The sequence below is a fragment of the Streptomyces sp. NPDC002076 genome, assembly GCF_053593835.1.
On the sequence record NZ_JBSFDI010000023.1, the window covers coordinates 41,082 to 61,728 of the forward strand.

Annotated in this window: 16 protein-coding genes and 1 pseudogene; 8 read left to right on the forward strand and 9 right to left on the reverse strand. The window is 71.6% G+C overall.

Features of this window, described 5'->3' with window-relative positions:
- Positions 1-59: 59 nt before the first annotated feature.
- Positions 60-851: an SDR family NAD(P)-dependent oxidoreductase gene (locus ACWCQS_RS36115; RefSeq protein WP_451008392.1), complete on the forward strand. Its 792-nt coding sequence runs from the start codon at positions 60-62 to the stop codon at positions 849-851.
- Positions 852-867: 16 nt separating this feature from the next.
- Here the strand turns inward: ACWCQS_RS36115 and ACWCQS_RS36120 are convergent.
- Positions 868-3,551, reverse strand: a pseudogene (locus ACWCQS_RS36120) (ATP-binding protein).
- A 499-nt stretch (positions 3,552-4,050) separates the two neighbouring features.
- Here ACWCQS_RS36120 and ACWCQS_RS36125 point away from each other — a divergent pair.
- Positions 4,051-5,103 carry a DUF2510 domain-containing protein gene (locus ACWCQS_RS36125; RefSeq protein ID WP_451008393.1) on the forward strand — a complete coding sequence of 351 codons (1,053 nt, stop codon included), beginning with the start codon at positions 4,051-4,053 and terminating at the stop codon, positions 5,101-5,103.
- 149 nt (positions 5,104-5,252) lie between these two features.
- On the opposite strand, the gene ACWCQS_RS36130 is transcribed toward ACWCQS_RS36125, so the two are convergent.
- Complete coding sequence (locus ACWCQS_RS36130) at positions 5,253-5,879, reverse strand: TetR/AcrR family transcriptional regulator C-terminal ligand-binding domain-containing protein (protein ID WP_451008394.1); 627 nt, start codon at positions 5,877-5,879, stop codon at positions 5,253-5,255.
- A gap of 243 nt (positions 5,880-6,122) precedes the next feature.
- Here ACWCQS_RS36130 and ACWCQS_RS36135 point away from each other — a divergent pair, with 243 nt between their 5' ends.
- Together ACWCQS_RS36135 and ACWCQS_RS36140 are read left to right on the forward strand one after the other, a co-directional pair.
- Positions 6,123-6,926: a phosphatase PAP2 family protein gene (locus ACWCQS_RS36135; RefSeq protein ID WP_451008395.1), complete on the forward strand. Its 804-nt coding sequence runs from the start codon at positions 6,123-6,125 to the stop codon at positions 6,924-6,926.
- A complete protein-coding gene (locus ACWCQS_RS36140) occupies positions 6,923-7,870 on the forward strand; it encodes a hypothetical protein (RefSeq protein ID WP_451008396.1) in 948 nt (315 codons plus the stop codon). Before ACWCQS_RS36135 ends, ACWCQS_RS36140 begins: the two co-directional genes overlap by 4 nt.
- 20 nt (positions 7,871-7,890) lie before the next feature.
- Here ACWCQS_RS36140 and ACWCQS_RS36145 read toward each other — a convergent pair whose 3' ends face one another.
- Complete coding sequence (locus ACWCQS_RS36145) at positions 7,891-8,226, reverse strand: hypothetical protein (protein ID WP_451008397.1); 336 nt, start codon at positions 8,224-8,226, stop codon at positions 7,891-7,893.
- Between the two features lie 148 nt (positions 8,227-8,374).
- Here ACWCQS_RS36145 and ACWCQS_RS36150 point away from each other — a divergent pair, with 148 nt between their 5' ends.
- Positions 8,375-9,337, forward strand: coding sequence for an SDR family NAD(P)-dependent oxidoreductase (locus ACWCQS_RS36150; RefSeq protein WP_451008398.1), 963 nt, complete (start codon positions 8,375-8,377; stop codon positions 9,335-9,337).
- A 231-nt stretch (positions 9,338-9,568) separates the two neighbouring features.
- Here the strand turns inward: ACWCQS_RS36150 and ACWCQS_RS36155 are convergent, their stop codons facing one another.
- Positions 9,569-10,417, reverse strand: a complete 849-nt coding sequence (locus ACWCQS_RS36155) for a phospholipid scramblase-related protein (RefSeq protein WP_451008399.1) — start codon at positions 10,415-10,417, stop codon at positions 9,569-9,571.
- Positions 10,418-10,483: 66 nt separating this feature from the next.
- On the reverse strand, positions 10,484-12,532 hold the full coding sequence (locus ACWCQS_RS36160) for a phosphocholine-specific phospholipase C (protein ID WP_451008400.1): 2,049 nt from the start codon (positions 12,530-12,532) through the stop codon (positions 10,484-10,486).
- A 243-nt stretch (positions 12,533-12,775) separates the two neighbouring features.
- On the opposite strand from ACWCQS_RS36160, the gene ACWCQS_RS36165 reads away from it, so the two are divergent.
- The 3 genes from ACWCQS_RS36165 to ACWCQS_RS36175 are packed head-to-tail and all read left to right on the forward strand — an operon-like array spanning position 12,776 to position 14,933.
- Complete coding sequence (locus tag ACWCQS_RS36165; protein WP_451008468.1) at positions 12,776-13,840, forward strand: Rieske 2Fe-2S domain-containing protein; 1,065 nt, start codon at positions 12,776-12,778, stop codon at positions 13,838-13,840.
- On the forward strand, positions 13,837-14,007 hold the full coding sequence (locus tag ACWCQS_RS36170) for a hypothetical protein (RefSeq protein WP_388627020.1): 171 nt from the start codon (positions 13,837-13,839) through the stop codon (positions 14,005-14,007). Before ACWCQS_RS36165 ends, ACWCQS_RS36170 begins: the two co-directional genes overlap by 4 nt.
- Positions 14,004-14,933 carry a PDR/VanB family oxidoreductase gene (locus ACWCQS_RS36175; protein WP_451008401.1) on the forward strand — a complete coding sequence of 310 codons (930 nt, stop codon included), beginning with the start codon at positions 14,004-14,006 and terminating at the stop codon, positions 14,931-14,933. The genes ACWCQS_RS36170 and ACWCQS_RS36175 overlap by 4 nt, the downstream gene beginning before the upstream one ends.
- A 13-nt stretch (positions 14,934-14,946) precedes the next feature.
- Here ACWCQS_RS36175 and ACWCQS_RS36180 read toward each other — a convergent pair whose 3' ends face one another.
- The 4 genes from ACWCQS_RS36180 to ACWCQS_RS36195 all read right to left on the reverse strand — a co-directional run bounded on the left by ACWCQS_RS36180 (position 14,947) and on the right by ACWCQS_RS36195 (position 20,646).
- Positions 14,947-17,091 carry a discoidin domain-containing protein gene (locus ACWCQS_RS36180; RefSeq protein WP_451008402.1) on the reverse strand — a complete coding sequence of 715 codons (2,145 nt, stop codon included), beginning with the start codon at positions 17,089-17,091 and terminating at the stop codon, positions 14,947-14,949.
- Between the two features lie 85 nt (positions 17,092-17,176).
- The gene (locus ACWCQS_RS36185) at positions 17,177-18,784 is read right to left on the reverse strand and encodes a glycoside hydrolase family 13 protein (RefSeq protein ID WP_451008403.1); all 1,608 of its coding nucleotides are present in this window, start codon (positions 18,782-18,784) and stop codon (positions 17,177-17,179) included.
- 33 nt (positions 18,785-18,817) lie between these two features.
- Positions 18,818-19,693, reverse strand: a complete 876-nt coding sequence (locus ACWCQS_RS36190; RefSeq protein ID WP_451008404.1) for a carbohydrate ABC transporter permease — start codon at positions 19,691-19,693, stop codon at positions 18,818-18,820.
- Positions 19,690-20,646 carry a carbohydrate ABC transporter permease gene (locus ACWCQS_RS36195; RefSeq protein ID WP_451008405.1) on the reverse strand — a complete coding sequence of 319 codons (957 nt, stop codon included), beginning with the start codon at positions 20,644-20,646 and terminating at the stop codon, positions 19,690-19,692. The genes ACWCQS_RS36190 and ACWCQS_RS36195 overlap by 4 nt, the downstream gene beginning before the upstream one ends.
- Position 20,647: the final 1 nt, after the last annotated feature.

A 20,647-nucleotide genomic window follows, 5' to 3' on the forward strand; every position in this document is an offset into this window, starting at 1 on the left:
CCGGTCGTAGCTTCGACAGCACCCCCCTCGCGGCGCCCGGCCGTGCCTAGGGTGGAAGCATGTCCACCATTCTGATCACCGGTGCCACCTCCGGACTCGGCCGCTACGTGGCCTTCGAACTGGTCCGCTCCGGCCATGTCGTCCTGGCCCACGGCCGGGACCGGGACCGCACCGAGCGGCTGGTCGCGGAGCTGCGCACCGAGGGCGAGGCGGAGGGCTTCGTCGCCGACCTGGCCCGCCTCGCCGAGGTCCGCGAATTGGGCGCGCGGGTCGCCGGGGCTCATCCCGACCTCGCCGTGCTGATCAACAACGCGGGGGTGGGCGGCGGCACGCCCGGCTCCGGGCGGGAGCTGAGCGCCGACGGGCACGAGCTGCGGCTCGCCGTGAACTATCTCGCGCCGGTCGTCCTGACCCGGTCCCTGCTGCCGGTCCTGCGGAACAACGCGCCGGCCCGGATCGTGAACGTCGGCTCGGCCGGCCAGGAACCCCTGGATTTCACCGACCCGGAACTCAGCCGCGGCTACAGCGGGATGTCGGCGTACTGCCGCAGCAAGTTCGCCCTCGCCGCGCACACCTTCACGCTCGCGGAGGAACTCGGGCACAGCGGGGTGTCGGTGAACGTCCTGCACCCCGCCACCTTCATGGACACGGCGATGGTCCGCGAGAGCGCCATCGCGCCGTGGAACTCGGTCGCGGACGGCGCACCCGGTGTACTGGCCCTGGCCACCGAGGAGTTGGGCAGCGGCGGCTACTTCGACGGCACCCGGCGGGCCCGGGCGCACGAGGAGACGTACGACCCGGAGGTACGCAAGCGTCTGGCGGCGGTCACGGAACAGTTGCTCACGATGTGAGGTCCGCAGCAGGGCGCTAGCTCAGCCCCTGTCCCGACTCCAGCGCCTCCCTCGCCTGGGCTGCCAGCCCATCGGCACCGCAGGCCCGGGCAAGGTCCAGGCCCCGGCCCAGTTCCGCGACGGACCGGGCGGCGATGCCGTACTCGACGCGGGCCGCCGCGTGTTCGTACTGGCAGGGCGAGGCCTCCAGGTAGGTGACGGCCTGGGCGGCGAGCTGGACCGCGCGCCCGCCGGTCTCCAGGGCGGCTGCGCAGCGCAGGGCCTCGCCGATGGCGGTGTCCGTGCCGAAGCGTTCGGCCTGCCGGCGGGCGTCGGCGGCGAGCTGTGCGGCGCGCTCCGGGTCCCGGTCGGCGAGGGCTCTGGCCAGGTCGATGGACCAGGGCGAGAGGACCGGGTTGTGGCCGCCGCGCGAGGCGGCGATCTTCTCGGCGGCCTCCAGCTCGTGGACGCCCTCCTCGGTACGGCCGACGGCGAGCAGCAGCCGGCCGCGCACGCAGCGGATGTCGGGCAGCACGATCGTGGAGGGGTAGGGCGGCGCGAAGCCGTACTGTTCGGCGATCGACCAGGCCTCGTCGACGCGGCCGCGGGCGAGCAGGGTGTCGACCAGGCCGCAGGTCGCCGACCAGTACAGCGGCAGGCGGCGGCCGACGCGTTCGGCGAGGACCAAGGCCTCGCGCAGGGTGGACTCGGCATCGCGCAGCCGGCCCTGCCTGCGGTAGGCGAGCCCGAGGAAGGCATTGGCGAGGGAGAGGTGGCCGCCGCGCCAGCCGGCACTGTGTAGACGCGCAGGGCCTCGGCGAAGAGGCTCTCTGCGCGGTCGAGCCGGTCGGCGTAGGCGTACGCGCTGCCGAGCATCATCAGCAGCTCGATGCCCCACTCGGGGTCGGTCCAGCCGAGGCCGGGGGCGAGGCGGCCGTTGACGAGGGCGCGGTCGCACAGTTCGAGCACCTCGTCGGCGCTCTCGCCGTGGGTCATGGCGTCGAAGCCGCGCAGGATGAGCAGGGCGCGTTCGGCGTTGTCGCGGCCGGTGCAGGTGCTCGCGAGTTCCGCGAGGCGCCGGGAGCGGGCCGGGGAGACGGTCTCGCCGTGGATGCCCTCCCACATGAACTGCACGGCCTGCAGCCGCATCCGCACGGGGCCGGCTTCGTGCCGGGCGGCCTCGGCCTGGACCGTGCGGACGGCCTCCTCCAGCTGGTCGTTGTGGATCAGCGCCTGGGAGAGCCGGACCACCGCGTCGACCCGCCGCTCGCCGTCTAGGCCGGGCAGGCCGAGGGCGAACTGGAGGTGGTCGATGGTGACGGCGGGTGCCGTGAGCAGGCTGGCGCAGCCCAGTTCGTACAGGACGTGGGCGTGGACCTCGGGGAGGGGCGGCTCCTGCAGGGCGCGTTCGAGGCAGGTGCGGGCCGCGTCGGGCGCGCCGACGGCGAGGTGTTCGCGGGCGGCCTCGCGCAGTTGCTCGACGAGTTCCTCGTCGCCGTCCGGGTGCACCTTCAGCAGATGCCGGGCGGCCTGGGCGGCGCCGCGTCCCAGTTGGGTGATGATCTGGGCGGCGACGCCGTGCATGGCGGTGCACACCCCGGACGGGATGGAGTTGTAGACGGCGCTGGCGATGAGCGGGTGGACGAACTCCAGCTCGCCCTCCTCGCGTTCGGCGCCGGCCACGGGGGCGGGTTCGGTGAGGATGCGGGCGGTGCAGAGCAGTGCCGCGCAGTGCCGGGCGACGGCCTCGTCCATGGTGGCGAGGCGGGCGACCATGTCGACGGTGATACCGGTACCGAGGATGGCGGCCGCCCAGGCGAACTGGGTGGCCTCCAGGCCGAGCCCCTTGAGCCGGTCGACCAGTCCGCCACCGCGGGCGGCGCGGTTGAGGGCGCGCAGTTCACCGGCCCGGGCCTCGACCGGCTGCAGTTCGCTGTCCTGCACCTTGGCGAGGAGTTCGGTGGTCTCGTAGGGGTTGCCCGCGGTGACGGCCCAGACCTCGCGGCAGAACGCATCGTCCGCGTGGCGGCCGAGGGTGGCACGGGTGAGTCCCGCCGCCGCGTCGGGCGTGAGGGCGCTGAGGTTGTTGACGGGGCGGCCCGCGGCGGCGGCCACCGCGTCGAGGTGGCGGGCGCTGTCGCCGCTGACCTCGCCGGGGCGGCGGGCGACCACGACGAGGACGGAGAGGTCGTCGAGGCGCTCGGCGAACGCGGCGAGCCAGCGCAGGGTCTCCTGGTCGGCCCAGTGCGCGTCGTCGATCAGCAGCACCAGCGGCCACTCGCGGCGGGCGAGTCGGCGCACCGCGGCGACGAGTCCGTCGCACACGTACTGCGGGTCGGCGCTGCCCTCCTGCGGGTCCGCTATGCCGAGGGCGGGACCGGCGATGTCGTACCAGTCGCCGAGGTACTCGCGGGCCTCCTCGGGCAGTAACGACAGCAGGGCGGGCTGCAGCAATTGCCGTACCACGTTGAACGGGACGGACTTCAGGGTCTCCGCGCCGCGCGCGGACCACACGGCGCAGCCGCGGCGTTCGGCGATGCGGCGTGCCTCGGCCAGCAGCGCGGTCTTGCCGAATCCCGCCTCGCCGCGGAAGACCAGCAGACTGCCCGCGGACGACTGGTCGGCGCACAGGAGGTCGAGTGCGTGTGCGACGGTGGCGATCTCCGCGTCCCGCTCCCACAGGGAAGCCGAGGCGGCCGTCGGCGGCCGTCCCTCCGTCATCCCGATACCTCCCCAGGTCGCCCGAATGACGTACAGAACCTGAGCGTAGCCGTCCGCCGGGATGTGTGGTGGCCGGTCGGGGCAGCTCTTGCCCCGGCGGGTGAAAGTGGGCGCGGGCGGGCGACGCACCCCCGGGCCGAAGGGCCGGTCAGCAGCGGACGAGGCGTCAACCATGGCCGGTACGGGACCGGTTGCCGCTGGTTGCCGGTACCGCTCTCGCTGCCGCGACGGCGTCCGCCCCGAGGACGCGTCGGCGGCGCTCACCCTGCCGGGGCGTACGTCTTCGCGGTCCGCGGCCTATGACCGTCCACGGCCTGCCGGGCACGGCCGGGCACGGATCCGGCGCAATGCGGGCGCCCGGCGTCCGAGCGCGCGGACGTCGGTGACGGGGAGTCAGAACAGGGCTGTGGGAAAAATCCCGGTGGCGAAATGTCCGGTCCGGCCGATTGGCGGCTGATCCTCTCATCGCACTTTCACTGTCGCCTCATACGGTGGGGTCATGACGCAGGTGACTCCCCCCGGGTGGTACCCCGACCCCGGGCAGACGAACGACGGTCCGCCCACCGAGCGCTGGTGGGACGGCAAGGCCTGGACGGACCAGACCCGCCCCGCCGGGACGGCCGCCACGTGGGGTCCCCCGACGCAGCCGCCGCCGGCCGGCGGCCCGCAGCCGGCCGCTCCCTCGGCTTTCCCCGCCTATGGCGCTCAGGCCGCGTATCCGGCGTATCCGGTCTACCCCGCCCCGCCGCCGGCCGGCCCCCGGCGGGGTGTGCGCACGGGTATAGCCGTCGTGGTGGCGACCGCGGTCCTGGCGAGCATCGCCGTCGGCGTGTGGGCCCTCACCAAGGACCCCGGCGGCGGAAGCTCCGACCAGGCCGGGTCGGGGCAGGGCGCAGCGGGCGGACAGGACGGCGGGCAGGGCGGTCCGGGCGGCGGCTTCGGCGGCCAGGGCGGCTCCGGGGGCTCGGGGGGCTCCGGCGGGGCCTCGCCGTCGCCGGGCCAGTCCGAGGCGCCCAAGGTCAAGGGCGGCGGCACGGTGCCGGACCCGGTCAACGGCATCAGCCTGCCGGTGCCCGAGGGCTGGACCGGGCAGACGATCAGCGTCGGTGCGCAGGTGACCTCCGACGACTCCTACAAGTGCCCGGGCAACTCCGCCCAGACCTGCACCTCGGGCGGCGCCTACTCGGCCCCGGCCCAGGCGCTGGGCATCAAGGGCGACACGGCCGAGAAGGTCGCCGAGGCGGACATCGCGGCCAACGCCAAGGAGTCCTATGGCGGCACCACTTACGGCAGCATCACCTCACACCAGGTGCTGGGCTCCGGGGCGGTGACGGTGGCCGGGCAGAAGGGGTACATGGTGCGCTGGAAGGCGGTCACCAGCAAGGGCGCCGACGGCTATGTGGAGTCGGTCGCCTTCCCCTCACCCGACGACGCCAAGCGGCTCGTGGTGGTGCGCTTCGGCATCGACGTCGGGCAGAAGACCTCGGTCATCGACGACATCCTCAAGGGGATCAAGGTGTCGTCCGGCGGCGGGAACGGCCAGGACGTCTGACCGACGGCGGCCGGGACATGATGCGGCCGGGTGGGGTTCCCCTCCGCTCAAGAGGAGCCCCACCCGGCCGGGGGGCGCGCCGCCCCCGTCCCCACGGTGCGGCGCGGTCAGGCCACCGTTCAGTCATCCCATGAACGGCGGCCTGGGTCTCAGGTCGGTCCTTGCGTCAGTCCGAGCGCGGGCAGCACGGTGGACTCCACGAACCGGATGAGATAGTCGCTGTCGGCGTACTGGCCGCTGAGCACCGGCCGGACGCGCAGGACGCCGAACATCATGGCGGGGATGTACTCCAGCGCGGGATGGTCCGCGCGCACCTCGCCCCGGGCCACGCCGCGGGCGAGCATCTCCTGCAGCGCCGCGATCTCGGGATACACCAGCGCCTCGCGCAGCGCCTGGGCCAGCTCGTGGTCCGCCGTCACCGCGTGCCCGAGCGCCTGCAGCAGCCTGGTGTCCTTGCCGGACCAGTCCCCGGCGGCCCGCGCCGCCTGGCGCAGGTCCTCGGCGAGCGATCCGGTGTCGATGCCGGTGAACCGCACCTGGCGGCTGGCGCGCAGCGCGGCGGCGACGAACTGAGGCTTGGTCTTCCACTGCCGGTAGAGCGTGGACTTGCTGCACCGGGTGCTGGCAGCGACGCCCTCCATGGTGACGGACTCGTAACCGCATTCGCGGATCTGGTCCAGCACGGCGTCGAAGAACTCCCGCTCACGCTCGGCCGTGATCTTGGAGCGGCGCGAGGCGACGACCGTCTCCGGTCCCTCCGCGGCCTGCGACGTCATGCGGTGCTTCCCCTCACTCGTGTACTGCGGTCATTCCTGCACGGCCCGCTGAAGCATCGCTCAAGCCGGGCTCCCGACGCTGTCTCCAGTGTGTCGCACATCAACCGATACGCAAGTGTACCGGTACTCGGCCGTATCGGTACACTGACGTATCGGTACGGCCACGTATCGATGAGCTCCGCCCCCGGGGACGGTGCTCGTCCGCACCACCACACGCACCACCGTCAGCGAAGGGGCCGGGGGATGGATGCCCGAACCGAGCCTGCAGAGGCAGCAGCGGAGCCGCCGGACGCGACCGCGCGCCCGGCACTCATACGTGAGCTTCTGCTGGTCGCGGGGCTCTTCCTCGTCTACAAGCTGGGCCGGCAGCTGGCCACCGGGCACACCGGCAACGCCGTCCACAACGCCCACCGCGTGTGGGACCTGGAGCGGGCGCTGCACCTCCCCCACGAGAACGCCGTGCAGTCCGCACTGCTGCACGGCGACATCCTCGTCCACCTGGCGAACGCCTACTACGCCACCGTCCACTTCCCGGCCACGCTGGCCTTCCTGGTCTGGCTGTATCTGAGGCGGCCCGCGCACTACGTGTGGGCCCGCCGGGTTCTCGCGGTCGTCACCACGGCCGCGCTGGTGCTGCCGTTCACGTTCCCGCTGGCCCCGCCGCGGATGCTGACCGGCACCGGCCTGGTGGACACCGCCCGCCGCTACGGCCCGTCCGTGTACGGACCGCCGTCCAGCGACCATCTGTCCAACCAGTTCGCGGCGATGCCGTCGCTGCACTTCGGCTGGGCGCTGATGGTGGCGATCGGCCTGATCGTGGCCACCCGGTCCCGGTGGCGCTGGCTGTGGCTGCTGCACCCGCTGATCACCCTGCTGGTGATCGTGGGCACGGCGAACCACTACTGGCTCGACGCGGTCGCCGCGACGGCCATGCTGGGCCTCGCCCTCGCCGTGATCCGTCCGCCGCACCGGACGGCCGGCACGGCGGGACGCGGCGCCGGCCGGCTCGCGCCGCGCGAGCCCGTCCTGGTGGGAGCGGCCCGATGAGCGCCGCCGCCCTGATCTCCGTCGCCCTCTCCCTCGTCTCCGCGATCGCCTACGCGCTGGCCGCCGTCGCCCAGGAACGCCTCGCCTCCCACACCACGGCGACCGGCCTGCTGCGGCTGCTCGGCACCGGCGCCTGGTGGTCGGCGGTCGGTCTGAACGCGGCGGCCGCCCTGCTGCACGTCGTCGCCCTCAAGTACGGCCCGCTCACCCTCGTCCAGCCGCTGGGCGCGCTCACCCTGGTCGCGGCCGTACCGCTCGGCGCGCGGGCGGCCGGGCGCCGGGTCAGCCCGGTGGAGTGGCGCGGTACGGCGCTGACGCTGCTCGGGCTCGCCGCGCTGCTCGTCACCGCCTCCGGTCCGGCGCCCGCGCGAGTGCTGTCGTTGACCGAGGCGCTGGCGGTCGCGGGTACGACCGCCGCCGCGATCGGCATGCTGTCCTGGCCCGGCGCCCGGCCCGGCCTCCGGCACGCGACGGCGTCCGGCTTCGCCTCCGGCGTCGCCTCGGCGCTGACCCAGACGGTCACCGTGGCGGCCACGGACCGCACGGGCCCGGCGCTGAGCACCGAGGTCGTCGTGGTCGCCGTGCTCGTCGCCGGGTTCGCCGTCGGCGGGCTGCTGCTGTCGCAGACCGCCTACCGCGGCGGCCTCGGCGCGCCGTTGGCCGTGGTGACCCTCGCCAACCCGGTGGCCGCCGCGGTCATCGGCCTCAGCCTGCTAGGCCAGGGTCTCCAGGGCGGCCCGGCCGGCGTCCTGCTGGCCCTCGTCGGGGCGGGGCTGGCTTCCTGGGGCGTGGTCCTGCTCACCCGGGTCACGCCGGAGCCGGTGCCTGAGGACGACGACCACCCCGTGGCCGCGGTACTGGCCCTGGAGCCGGGAGGCGCGACCACCGAACCGGCCCTGATTCCGCGGCAGCCGGACCAGCCCGGACATCTCACGGCGCTGTGACTGCGCCGCGGGCGGCCGGATCACTCCGGATGGGCCACCGCCTCCTTCTGCAGGTGCACCGCCGCCAGCAGGCTCAGCCTCGGCTCCGCCTGGCGCAGTGCCTTCACCGCCGCGACCGAGGCGATGTCCCCGGCGAAGCCGACAGCGGCCAGCCGGGAGCGGACCCAACGGGCGCGCACCTGGGACTCGGTGGCGGCCGCGGTGGCCTCGACGAGCGCGGCGGCGCGTGCCAGACCCGGGCGCTCCTGAGGCGATGCCTCGGCCAGCGCCTGGCGCAGGGCGACCGCGACCATGTCCGCGTCCCGGATGACCGGCACGACGTCGTGCTTCCTGTTGAATCCTGCGAGAGCTGCCATGTGGATCATCGTGGCCGCATGCCCGCCACCTGGCACGACACTTGAGGATTCCCAGAGGATCGGCCCTCGTCCGCGTGCGTGCCGTCCCCGGGTGCCGCCCGGTGTCGCGCTTGACTTCGAGAGCACTTGAACTCGTAGCGTTCCCGGCATGAGCACTGCACAGCACAAGATCGGATCGGGTTTCGGCGCCACCAGCACCGCCGACGAAGTCCTGCGGGGCATCGACCTGACCGGAAAGCTCGCCCTCGTCACCGGCGGTTACTCGGGCATCGGCCTGGAGACCACCCGCTCGCTCGTGAAGGCCGGCGCCCACGTGGTCGTGCCCGCCCGCCGCCCGGCCACCGCCGAGCAGGCGATGGCCGACATCCCCGGCGTCGAACTGGACGAGCTGGACCTCGGCGACCTGGAGAGCGTGCGCGGTTTCTCCGAGCGGTTCCTCGCCTCGGGGCGGACCATCGACATCGTGATCGACAGCGCCGGGATCATGGCGTGCCCGGAGACCAGGGTGGGGCCCGGCTGGGAGGCCCAGTTCGCCACCAACCACCTCGGCCACTTCGCCCTCGTCAACCGTCTGTGGCCCGCGATCGCACCGGGTGGTGCCCGGGTCGTCTCCGTCTCCTCCCGCGGCCACCACTTCTCCGGGATCCGCTGGGACGACGTCCACTGGCGGCGGGGCTACGACAAGTGGGAGGCGTACGGCCAGGCCAAGACCGCCAACGTCCTGTTCGCCGTCCAGCTCGACAAGCTCGGCCGTGACGCCGGCGTCCGCGCCTTCGCCCTGCACCCCGGCGGCATCATCACCCCGCTCCAACGGCACCTGCCCAAGGAGGAGATGATCGAGCGCGGCTGGATCGACGAGGACGGCAACGTGCTCAACCCCGAGGGCTTCAAGACCCCGCAGCAGGGTGCGGCGACCCAGGTGTGGGCGGCGACCTCGCCGCAGCTGGACGGGCTCGGTGGCGTCTATCTGGAGGACTGCGACATCGCCGAGCTCGCGCCGGAGGGCGAGGAGCGCACCGGCGTCAAGGACTGGGCGATCGACCCGGAGCAGGCGGCTCGGCTGTGGGAGCTGTCGGCGGAACTGACGGGCGTCGACGCGTTCTCGGCCTAGGCGTACGGCTGCCCATGGGCGAGCGGCGCCCCGAGCGAACGCTCTCCCGGGCGAACGGCGCCGTGCGCGAGCCGCATCCCGAGCGAACACTGTCCCGGGCGAACGGCGCCGTGCGCCACGGGTGCCGCTCCGTGCCGCACGGCGGCTCGGCCACGACATACAGCGGCGGCCGGTGCGCACGCGTTCCGTGTGCACCGGCCGCCGTCGGCGTTCTCCCCCGTCGGGGCCTGTTCAGTTCCAGCCCCGCGAGTCCTGCTTGAGCGCGGTGTCGACGGTCAGGGCCGTCGCCACCACGAGGCTCAGCAGCGGCTCCGGCAGCTGGTAGTGGATCTGCAGGACGTAGTTGTCCGCGGTCGTGAAGAGCGTCTTGGCGAGGCCCTCCCAGGTCTTGGTGATCCGGGCGACCTCGTTGTCCGCGTGGTCGACGATCGCGAAGTTCCACGCCCGCCAGTTCTCCGCCTTGATCGCGCCGACCTGCTGGCCGTTCGCGTTCATCGCGAAGTTGATCTTCCCGATCATGTTCTGCTGGACGATCTCGCCGACCTGCGACCCGTCCGGACGCGACACGATCACGCGGGACTTGAAGATCTTCGCGGGCCGGGTCAGCAGCAGCTGCGGCTGGCCGTAGGCGTCGCGGATCTCCAGCTTGTGGGTCAGGAACTGGTCCCAGTTGGAAATGAAGCGGAAGATCTTCCGCAGTACGCCCTGCCCGACCTCGGTGACCGAGCCGATGTCCCGGCCGTTCTGATCCATGACCTTGTACTCGTTGGTCACCTCGATCAGCTTGGCCTTCTGGTTCACCACCAGGACGGGCTCGGTGAAGAGGGTGCCGCCGCCGGGGCCGCCGGCCGCGACCCCGGCCTGCTGCTGCACCTGACGCTGCACCTTGGGGTCGACGCCCTGCGCCTGCGGGGCGCCGTACTGCTGGGGAGCGGCCTGCTGCTGCGGAACCTGACCGGCGGGCTGCCCCGCCGGGTTGGTGTGCTGGGTCCACTGCGCGCCGTCCCAGTAGCGGAGCGTCTGGGGCGCTCCGTGCGGATCCGGGTACCAGCCTGCCGGAGTGTTCGATTGCGTGGTCACCGGGGCACACTACCCTGATGTGACCGGTACCTGACCAGTCCGCACGGAGCGGTCGTCATCGCCCGTTCACTCCGAGGCGATCGCCGGGTCGCTGACGCCGGGGTGGCCGTTCTCGACGTGGCCGGCGAAGCCGCGCAGGAAGGCCGGGTCGGCGTCACACGTCACCGTCACGTCGTACCAGCGCTTGCTCGCCGTGAGGTCCACGGTGTGCTTGACGGTCGCGCCGGGCCGTACGGTCACCGTCGCCGGGGCGCCGCCGTAACCGCTCACGACCTTCAGCTTCACCGTGCCGGAGCCCTTGTTGGTGAAGGTGAGTTCCAGGTCGTCGCCCTTGTGCCGCGCGGTCGCCTCCGGTCCCGCGGCCTTGCCCTTGCCCTTGAAGACGCGCAGGAAGCCGTTGGGGCCGTGCACGGCGAGGTCGTGCAGACCGCCGGAGTAGGCCGAGTTCCAGGTGTCCGTCAGGGACTTGCCGGCCGCGGTGGTGTAGGTCCAGGGGCCGTCGGTGCGGTTGCCCGAGGTCACCAGGAAGGCGGCGCCCGCGTGCGCCCCCGAGGCGAACGTGAGCGTGAGGGTGCCGGCCGCGGTGTCCGCGGAACCGTCCACCACCGGGTCGTACTTCAGCGGGCGGGTGGGCCGGTGGCCGCGCTCCTGCTTGGGCAGGGCGGGGTGGGCGGGCGGCGTCGGCACGTAGTCGGGGTGCCGGTTGTGGTCCGGCGGCTCGTACGCGGCCGTGGACGGCAGCGCGACCGGCTTGGTGTCCTTGCGGGAGAAGTCGAAGGCGGCCGTCAGGTCGCCGACGACGGCGCGGCGCCACGGGGAGATGTTCGGCTCCTGCACGCCGAAGCGGCGCTCGATGAACCGGATGATCGAGGTGTGGTCGAAGGTCTCGGAGCAGACGTAACCGCCCTTGCTCCACGGGGAGACGACCAGCATCGGGACGCGCTGGCCGAGCCCGTAGGGCCCGGCGACATGACTCGCGTCGCCCTTGTACAGGTCGGGGGTGGCGTCCACGGTCGACTTGCCCTGGGCGCCGGAGGCCGGCGGGTACGGCGGGATGACGTGGTCGAAGAAGCCGTCGTTCTCGTCGTAGGTGATGAACAGCGCGGTCTTCCCCCAGACTTCGGGGTTGGAGGTGAGCGCGTCCAGGACCTGGGAGACGTACCAGGCGCCGTAGTTGGCGGGCCAGTTGGGGTGCTCGGTGAAGGCCTCGGGGGCGACGATCCAGGAGACCTGCGGCAGCTTGCCGGCCTTGACGTCGGCCTTCAGCTGGTCGAAGAAGCCCTCGCCCTTGCGGGCGTCGGTGCCGGTGCGGGCCTTGTCGTACAGCGGGTCGCCGGGCTTGGCGCCCCGGTACTGGTTGAAGTAGAGCAGGGCGTTGTCGCCATAGTTGCCGCGGTAGGCGTCCTCGATCCAGCCCCAGCCGCCGTTCGCGTCGAGGCCGTCGCCGACGTCCTGGTAGATCTTCCAGGAGACCCCGGCCTTCTCCAGGCGCTCGGGGTACGTCGTCCAGCCGTAGCCCTTCTCGTCGTTGCCGAGGACCGGGCCGCCGCCCTGGCCGTCGTTGCCGACGTAACCGCTCCACATGTAGTAGCGGTTCGGGTCGGTCGAGCCCATGAACGAGCAGTGGTAGGCGTCGCAGATGGTGAAGGCGTCCGCGAGGGCGTAGTGGAACGGTATGTCCTCGCGGGTCAGGTGCGCCATGGCCGTGGTGCCCTTGGCCGGCACCCACTTGTCGTACTTGCCGCCGTTGAACGCGGCGTGGGTGTCCTGCCAGCCGTGCGGCAGGTCCTGGATGAACGCGAGGCCCAGGTCGTCGGCGTCCGGGTGGAAGGGCAGGATGTCCTTGGTGCCGTCCGACTGCTTCCAGACCGAGCGGCCGTTCTGCGTGACGGAGCGGGGGTCACCGAAGCCGCGGACGCCTCGGAGCGTGCCGAAGTAGTGGTCGAAGGATCGGTTCTCCTGCATGAGGACGACGATGTGCTCGACGTCCCGGACCGTTCCGGTGCGATGGTTCGCGGGCAGTGCGGCGGCACGCTGGATGCTGCTGGACAGTGCGGTGAACGCCGTCGTGGCGCCCGCGAGTTGGAGGAATCGGCGCCGATTGACTTCGGGCATGGGTCTGCGGGTCCTCTCGTCCTGACGTACGTGATCCGCCCAAATGACGGAATCTGCGCGCAGCGAGTGTTCCAAGAGCGACAAACGTCAGGGAAGGGTCTGATGGCGCCCGTGTGAAACTCGGCGGTCCGTGTGGTGCGGCAATCGTTCGCAGGCAGGCTTCCGTCAGACGGAAGTCGGCGTTGTGCCCTGTGCGGCACGCCCCGACGATGTGGCCACCACCCACAGATGGGAGCCGCAGCCATGCCGCACATGACCGCTTTCGCGCGGAATCAGTGGTACGTCGCCGCCTACAGCGAGGAGGTCGGACGCGAGTTGCTCGGCCGGACGATCCTCGGGGAACCGCTCGTCCTCTACCGTGCCGAGGAGGACGGCGGCCCGGTCGCCCTGCACGACCGGTGTGTCCACCGCCGCTACCCGCTCTCCTCCAGCGGCCTGGACGGCGACCGGATCGTCTGCGGCTACCACGGTTTCACCTACGACCGCACCGGCGCCTGCGTCTACGTACCGGGCCAGAAACGCATCCCGCGCACCGCGCGCGTCGCCTCCTACCCGGTGGTGGAGCAGGACTCGCTGGTCTGGGTGTGGATCGGCGACCCGGCGCTCGCCGACCCGCAGACGATCCCGCGGGCCCGGCACCTGGACTCCCCCGGCTGGACCACCGTGCGCGGCATGGAGCCGATCGACGCCGACTACGGCCTGCTCGTCGACAACCTCCTCGACCTGTCCCACGAGACGTATCTGCACGGCGGATACATCGGCACCCCCGAGGTCGCCGAGACGCCCATCACCACCGAGGTGGACGAGGGCGCGGGCGTGGTCCGGGTCAGCCGGCACATGGACGACGCCGAGTGCCCGTCGTTCTACGCCCGTTCGACGGGCATCGAGGGCCGGATCACCCGCTGGCAGGACATCGAGTACCACGCACCCTGTCTGTATCTGCTGCACAGCCGGATCGCGCCCGTGGGCGTCGTGCCGGAGCCGGACGGCAGCGACCCGCAGGGCTTCCACACCGAGATCACCTACGCCATCACGCCCTCGGCGGACGGCAAGGTGTACGACTTCTGGGCGGTGTCCCGGGACTGGGCGACCCAGGACGCCGAGGTCACCGAGTTCCTGCGGGCCAACAACCACACCGTGGTGATGCAGGACGTGGACGCGCTCAATCTGCTGCAGCGCACCCTCGGCACCGAACGCACCGGCTACCAGGAGCTGAGCATCAACATCGACACCGGCGGCCTGGCCGCGCGCCGGATCCTGGCCCGGCTGGTCGAGGAGGGCGACAAGCCCGTCGAGGAGGTCCGGTGAGCCCCGGTACCGGCGAGGTCTACCGCATCGACTGGCTGCCGGGCACGGACCTGCTGCACGGCACCTGCCACTGCGGTGCGGAGCACACCGCCGATGACCCGGTGCTGATGTGGGAGTGGATGCTGGCGCATCCGGAAGGACACGACAGCGAAGAGGCCGTACGGTGACCGAACTCGAACTCGTCGTGGCCGCACGGGAGTCCGCCGCCGAGGGAGTGCTGGCCCTGACGCTGCGCGATCCGCTCGGCCGTGAACTGCCCGACTGGGAGCCCGGCGCCCACGTGGACCTGCTGCTCGGGCCGGGCCTGGAGCGGCAGTACTCGCTGTGCGGGGATCCGGCGGACCGGTCGGCGTGGCGGATCGCGGTGCTGCGCGAACCGGCCGGGCGGGGAGGCTCGGCCCATGTGCACGAGCAGGTGGGCGAGGGCGGGAAGGTCCGGGTGCGCGGGCCGCGCAACCACTTCCGGCAGGAGCCCGCGTCCCGCTACCGGTTCATCGCGGGCGGCATCGGCATCACCCCGATCCTGCCGATGCTCGCCGCAGCCGAACAGGCGGGGGCCGACTGGACGTTGCTCTACGGCGGACGCACCCGCTCGTCCATGGCGTTCATCCCGGAGCTCGCCCGCTACGGCGACCGGGTCACCCTCGCCCCGCAGGACGAGACCGGCCTGCTGGACCTGGGCCCGGTGCTCGACGACCTGCCCGAGGGCACCCTGGTGTACTGCTGCGGTCCGGGGCCGCTGCTGGACGCGGTCGAGGAGCGCTGCCCGGCCGGAGTGCTGCGGGTGGAGCGCTTCCAGACGAAGGAGCAACAGCCGGGCGCGGACGAGGCGTTCGAGGTCGTGCTCGCCCGTAGCGGCATGACCGTCACCGTCCCGCCGGAGGTGTCCGTACTGGACGCGGTGCGCGCCGCCGGGGTCCAGGTGCTCTACTCCTGCACGGAGGGGACGTGCGGCACCTGCGAGACCGATGTGCTGGAGGGCGCCCCGGATCACCGGGACTCGGTCCTCACCGAGGAGGAGCGGTCGGCGGGTGACACGATGATGATCTGTGTGTCCCGGTGCCGGGGCGCCCGTCTGGTGCTGGATCTGTGAGGGTGGTCCTGGATCAGGACGTCAGGTAGGCCTCCACCTCACTGAACTGCCCGGCCGGCCAGCCCGTGTTGGCGCTGACGGTGAGGCGGAGGTACCGCAGGTTCGTGCTGCTCGGCAGGGCGACGGTGGCCGTGTTGCCGGTGGCCGGGTCGAAGCGGTAGCCCTGGGAGCCCGCGACGGTCGAGTAGGCCGAGCCGTCGGTGCTGCCGAGCACGGTGATGGTCTGGGTGCGGGCGCCCCACGCCGAAGACGGCGGGAGCTTCAGCACCAGGCGGCGTACGGCGTAGGACGAGCCGAGGTCGACCGTCCAGGACTGCGGGAAGGCGTTGTTGGTCGACTCCCAGTAGGAGTTCGCGTCACCGTCGACCGCCTTGCCGGGCGTGTAGACGTCCTGGGAGCCGGTCGCGGAGGCCGGCCTGCCCTTGGCGAGGTTGCGGTTCGGGTCGGGGTCGGGGTTGCCCTGGCCGGGCTGGGGCCAGGTGGAGCAGTCCGACCAGGTGCTGGACCAGCCGGAGTTGCCGCCGCCGTCGGTGAGCGCGAAGGAGCCGGAGTTCGCCGGGTAGGGGCAGTTGTAGATGCCGGCGGCTCCGACCTGGGTGGCGGTGACGTTCTTGAAGGTGGCCGCGCCCTGCGCCTCGGCCTGGACGACGACCGTTCCGGTGTTCTTCACCGTCGCGCCGGTGACATTGACGTTCTTCACCGGGTAGCCCTGTCCGCCGCCGGAGACGAACTCGAAGGCGCTGTACGGGCTGTCGGTGATCGTCGTGTTGGTGATGTTGACGGTCGCGTTGATCGCGCTGTCGTAGGAGTCGACGCGCAGCGCGCCCATCGGGTGGTTCCAGTTGGGGTTCATCGCTCCGGTGCGGACGAGTGTGTTGCCGTCGACCGTGATGGTGCCCGACAGCGGGGAGAAGGGGTCCATGAACTTCTGGTTGGAGATCGCGATTCCGCTGCCGAGGGCGTTGGTGTCGGAGACCAGGTTGTTCTTCACGGAGATGTCGGTGCCGCCGTAGATGGTGATGCCGTTGGCGAGGTTGGGCTGCGAGATCGTGTTGTTCTCGAAGCTGGAGTTCGTGTCCGGCGAGTAGAGCGACCACATGGCGAGGGCGTCGTCGCCCTGGTTGCGCAGGAAGTTGTTGCGGACGACGACGCCCCTGGCGGTGCCGTTGAGGTTGATGCCGTCGGCGGTGGTGTCGAGGAAGCGGTTGTTCTCCACGACCAGGTTGTCGTTGGTGCCGGTCAGCCACATGCCGCACTTCAGGTGCTGGATCCACATGCCGGAGACGGAGGAGTTCGGGCCGAGGGAGCCGTTGACGAAGTTGTCGGGACTGGAGTCGACGCGCTCGGTGACCTCGCCGATGACCGCGAAGTCCTTGATGTGGACGTTCCCGGAGGAGCTGGACTGGTCGATGAACCGGGAGGTGTGCACCACCGAGTACCAGCTGCCGGCGCCCTGGAGCGTCACGTTCTGCACGCCGTCGAGGGACGAGGTGATCTTGTAGTCACCCGGCGGGATCCAGACCGTTCCGCCCTGGGCGGCGGCGATGGCGTCCCGGAAGGCCTGGGTGGAGTCACCGTTGCCGCTGGGGTCGGCGCCCTTGGAGACGACGGACACGGAGCCGGCGGGCTGGGTGGCGGGCGCCGCGACCTGCTCGAAGTCCGCGACGTCGACCGTGACCTGGGTGCCGGTCGACTCGAGGGCGACCTTGTCGCCCGCCTGGATGTTCCGGCCGAGCATCAGGCGCGCATCGTCGAAGAAGTGATGCTGCTTGGCGCCGGGGATCCAGCCGGTGTCGATGTAGGAGTACTTGGAGGTGACGGTCAGGGTCCTGGCGAGCTTGACACCGTTGACGTACACGTCGAGCGTGCCGGTCTGGCCGTCGGGGACGCTGTAGGAGACGTTCACGGCGTTGGCGGCCTGGGGCGCCGTGAACTCGACGCGCTGTCCGGAGGTGAGGCGCACGGCCTGCCGTCCGGAGGCCTCGGAGGCGAGCGTGCCCTGGGTGTAGTCGGGGCCGATCCTGGTGCCGGTGGTGGTCGCCGACTCCGCCTCCACCGAGGTGAAGGGGAGGGCGGCGCCGGCGGCCGCGTGGGCGGCGGGCGCGACGGCGACGAGCATGCCGGCGGCGAGAGCCACGGCGACCGCAATGGCTGGCATGCTCCTGACAGCTCTGGCCCTGGTGCTCTGCATGTGCTGATCCCTTCGAGGTGGGGGTGTGGGGATAGCGCGGTGCGTCGGCGGCTCAGCTCCGCAGCCAGGCCGCCGTGTCCTGGGGCAGCCGGCCGGCGTCGTCCAGCGGGCCGCTGCTCAGCAGGAGTCGGGAGTGCGCGGGGAGGTCGGCGGGCGTGGGCGCGAAGTTGACCACGCACATCGCCCCCTCGGCGCGGATGAAGGCCAGTACCCCGTCGGGGGCGGGCAGCCAGGTCAGGGGGCCGTCACCGAAGACCGGGCGGGTGGCGACGGCCTGGCGGTAGAGGGAGAGCATGGAGTCGGGCTCCTGTTGTTGACGGTCGACGGCGTACGACGGCCAGTCGGCCGGCTGGGGCAGCCAGGGCTCCTGCTGGGCACCGAAGCCCGCATGCGGCATACCGGCGACCCACGGCAGCGGCACCCGGCAGCCGTCCCGGCCGGGGTCTGCTCCCCGCGAGCGAACGTACATCGGGTCCTGTATGCGGTCGACGGGGATCTCGGCCTCCGGCAGCCCCAGTTCCTCGCCCTGGTAGAGGTACACCGCCCCCGGCAGGGCCAGCGACAGCAGGGCGGCGGCCCGCGCCCGCCGGGTCCCGAGCGCCAGATCGGTCGGGGTGCCGAAGGCCTTCGCGGCGAAGTCGAACCCGGTGTCCTCGCGGCCGTAGCGGGTGACCGTGCGGGTGACGTCGTGGTTGCACAGCACCCAGGTCGCCGGGGCACCGACGGGGGCGTGCTCGGCGAGGGTGGTGTCGATCGAGGCCCGCAGCCGGCCGGGGTCCCAGGGGCAGGAGAGAAAGGAGAAGTTGAAGGCGGTGTGGAGTTCGTCGGGGCGCAGATAGCGGGCGAAGCGCTCGGCGTCGGGCAGCCAGACCTCGCCGACGAAGACGCCGTCGTACTCGTCCGCCACGCGCCGCCAGGAGCGGTAGATGTCGTGGAGTTCGTCGCGGTCGACGAAGGGGTGCGGCTCGGGGTGGGAGGCGAGGTCGGGCAGGTCGGGATCCTTGGCCAGCAGGGCCGCGGAGTCGATGCGGACACCGGCGACGCCCCGCTCGAACCAGAACCGCAGGATGTCCTCGTGCTCCTGGCGGACGGCCGGGTGGGCCCAGTTGAGGTCCGGCTGCTCCGGCGTGAACAGGTGCAGATACCAGTCGCCGTCGGGCAGCCGCGTCCACACCGGTTCGGTGGAGCCGACGAACTGCGACGGCCAGTCGTTCGGCGGGAGTTCGCCGTGCGGTCCGCGCCCTTGCCGGAAGTGGAACAGCTCGCGCTCCGGGCTGCCGGGCCCGGCGGCGAGCGCGGCCCGGAACCAGGGGTGCTGGTCGGAGACGTGGTTGGGCACGATGTCGACGATGGTCCGGATGCCCAGCTCCCGGGCCTCCGCGATGAGTTTCTCCGCCTCGGCGAGGGTGCCGAAGGCCGGGTCGATGGTCCGGTAGTCGGCGACGTCGTAGCCACCGTCCTTCAGGGGTGACAGATACCAGGGGGTGAACCACAGTGCGTGCACGCCGAGTTCGGCGAGATACGGCAGCTTGGCGCGGACGCCCGCGAGGTCGCCGGTGCCGTCGCCGTCGCCGTCCGCGAAGCTGCGGACGTAGACCTGGTAGATGACGGCCGAGCGCCACCAGTCGCGGTCCGTTCGGGCATGGATGGGCTGTCCCACGGAGCTTCCCTTTCTCTGGACGTGACGGCGGCGTCAGCCCTTGGTGCCGCCCGCGCCGATCCCGGCGATGATGTGCCGCTGGAAGACGAGGAACAGCGCCACCACCGGGATGCCGGCGATCACCATGGCGGCGATGAGCACGGTGAGCTGGATGTTCTGCGACAGCTGGACCAGGGCCACGCTGATCGGCTGCTTGTCGGTGTCGGAGAAGACCATCAGCGGCCACAGGAAGTCCTGCCAGACGGCGACCAGCGCGAAGATCGACACCACGCCGAGCACCGGCCGGGACATGGGCAGCACTACCGACCACAGGATGCGCAGCTTGCCGGCGCCGTCAATCTCGGCGGCCTCCAGCACATCGCGGGGCAACTGGTCGAAGAACCGTTTGAGCAGATAGAGGTTGAAGGCGTTCGCGACCGCCGGGAGCCAGATGGCGAGGCGGTCGTTGAGCAGGCTGGTGTGGATCAGCGGCAGGTCGGCGACCGTCAGGTACTTCGGTACGACCAGGGCCTGCGCCGGGACCATGAGGGTGGCCAGGATGCCGCCGAGGATCACCTTGCCGAAGGCCGGTTTCAGCTTGGACAGGGCGTAGGCGGCGGCCGTGCAGAACACCAGCTGGAACGCCCAGGCGCCGGCCGCCTGCACCACCGTGTTCCACAGGTGCTGCGGCAGCTGCATCAGGTCCCAGGCGTCGGTGTAGCCGCCGAGGTGCCAGTGCTCGGGGATCAGCGTCGGCGGTGTGCGGGCCACCTCCTCCGGCGACTTCATCGCGCCGGTCACCATCCAGTAGACCGGGAAGAGGAACGCCAACGCGAAGAGCACGACGACGGCCGTGAACACGGTCCAGTAGACGGCCTTGCCGCGCGGGCGGGCGAGGGTGGCCGGGGAGACCAGGGTGCGGGTGCTCATGCGCTGTCCCCCTCGGTGCGGGTGAGCCGCAGATAGACGGCGGAGAAGACGCCGAGCAGCACCAGGAGCATGACGCTGAGGGCGCAGGCGCCGCCGAAGTCGTTGTAGAGGAAGGCGTACTTGTAGATGAGGTAGAGCACGGTCACCGTGGCGTTCTCCGGTCCGCCGCCGGTGATGACGAACGGCTCGGTGAACACCTGCATGGTGGCGATGATCTGCAGGAGCATCAGCATCAGGATCACGAACCTGGTCTGCGGCACCGTGACGTGCCGGACGCGCTGGAGCAGGTTCGCGCCGTCCAGTTCGGCGGCCTCGTACAGCTCCCCCGGGATGGACTGCAGGGCGGCGAGGTAGATGAGGACGGTGCCGCCCATGTTCGCCCACGTCGCCACGATCACCAGGGAGACGAGCGCGGTGTCGGTGCCGTTGGACCAGTTGGACGTCGGCAGGTGGAGGAAGCGCAGGGCCTCGTTGGCGAGGCCGGCTCCGGGGTCGTAGAACCACTTCCACAGCAGGGCGCTGACCACCGGCGGGATCATCACCGGCAGATAGACCACGACCCGGAAGAAGGCCTTGGCGTGCCGCAGCTCGTTGAGGACGAGGGCGAGGAGGAAGGGGATCGCGAAGCCGATCAGCAAGGCGAGCAGGGTGAAATACAGGGTGTTGCGCCATGCCGCGCCGAATTCGGGGTCGTGCAGCACTCGGGTGAAGTTGGCGGTGCCGACCCACTCGGGCTTCGAGCCGGGCGTGTACTTCTGGAAGGCGATGACGACCGCGCGGATCGCCGGGTACCAGGAGAACAGGGCGAAGCAGACGAGGCCGCCGAGGAGGAAGGCGTAGGCGCGGGCCTGGTCGAGGAGGCGGCGCCGCCTCCGGCCCCCTACCGGGGGCGGCGCCGGGACCGGGGGGACGGCGGCCTGGGTCGCGGGCCGCCGTTCGGCCGTCTTCGTCATG

What these genes read in the sequence shown, in the direction of transcription:
- ACWCQS_RS36165 (WP_451008468.1), top strand. Translation starts at nt 12,776, where the DNA reads ATGCCGCACATGACCGCTTTCGCGCGGAATCAGTGGTACGTCGCCGCC.
- ACWCQS_RS36130 (WP_451008394.1), bottom strand. Translation starts at nt 5,879, where the DNA reads ATGACGTCGCAGGCCGCGGAGGGACCGGAGACGGTCGTCGCCTCGCGC.
- ACWCQS_RS36135 (WP_451008395.1), top strand. Translation starts at nt 6,123, where the DNA reads ATGGATGCCCGAACCGAGCCTGCAGAGGCAGCAGCGGAGCCGCCGGAC.
- ACWCQS_RS36180 (WP_451008402.1), bottom strand. Translation starts at nt 17,091, where the DNA reads ATGCCAGCCATTGCGGTCGCCGTGGCTCTCGCCGCCGGCATGCTCGTC.
- ACWCQS_RS36145 (WP_451008397.1), bottom strand. Translation starts at nt 8,226, where the DNA reads ATGGCAGCTCTCGCAGGATTCAACAGGAAGCACGACGTCGTGCCGGTC.
- ACWCQS_RS36190 (WP_451008404.1), bottom strand. Translation starts at nt 19,693, where the DNA reads ATGAGCACCCGCACCCTGGTCTCCCCGGCCACCCTCGCCCGCCCGCGC.
- ACWCQS_RS36115 (WP_451008392.1), top strand. Translation starts at nt 60, where the DNA reads ATGTCCACCATTCTGATCACCGGTGCCACCTCCGGACTCGGCCGCTAC.
- ACWCQS_RS36160 (WP_451008400.1), bottom strand. Translation starts at nt 12,532, where the DNA reads ATGCCCGAAGTCAATCGGCGCCGATTCCTCCAACTCGCGGGCGCCACG.
- ACWCQS_RS36140 (WP_451008396.1), top strand. Translation starts at nt 6,923, where the DNA reads ATGAGCGCCGCCGCCCTGATCTCCGTCGCCCTCTCCCTCGTCTCCGCG.
- ACWCQS_RS36150 (WP_451008398.1), top strand. Translation starts at nt 8,375, where the DNA reads ATGAGCACTGCACAGCACAAGATCGGATCGGGTTTCGGCGCCACCAGC.
- ACWCQS_RS36195 (WP_451008405.1), bottom strand. Translation starts at nt 20,646, where the DNA reads ATGACGAAGACGGCCGAACGGCGGCCCGCGACCCAGGCCGCCGTCCCC.
- ACWCQS_RS36125 (WP_451008393.1), top strand. Translation starts at nt 4,051, where the DNA reads ATGACGCAGGTGACTCCCCCCGGGTGGTACCCCGACCCCGGGCAGACG.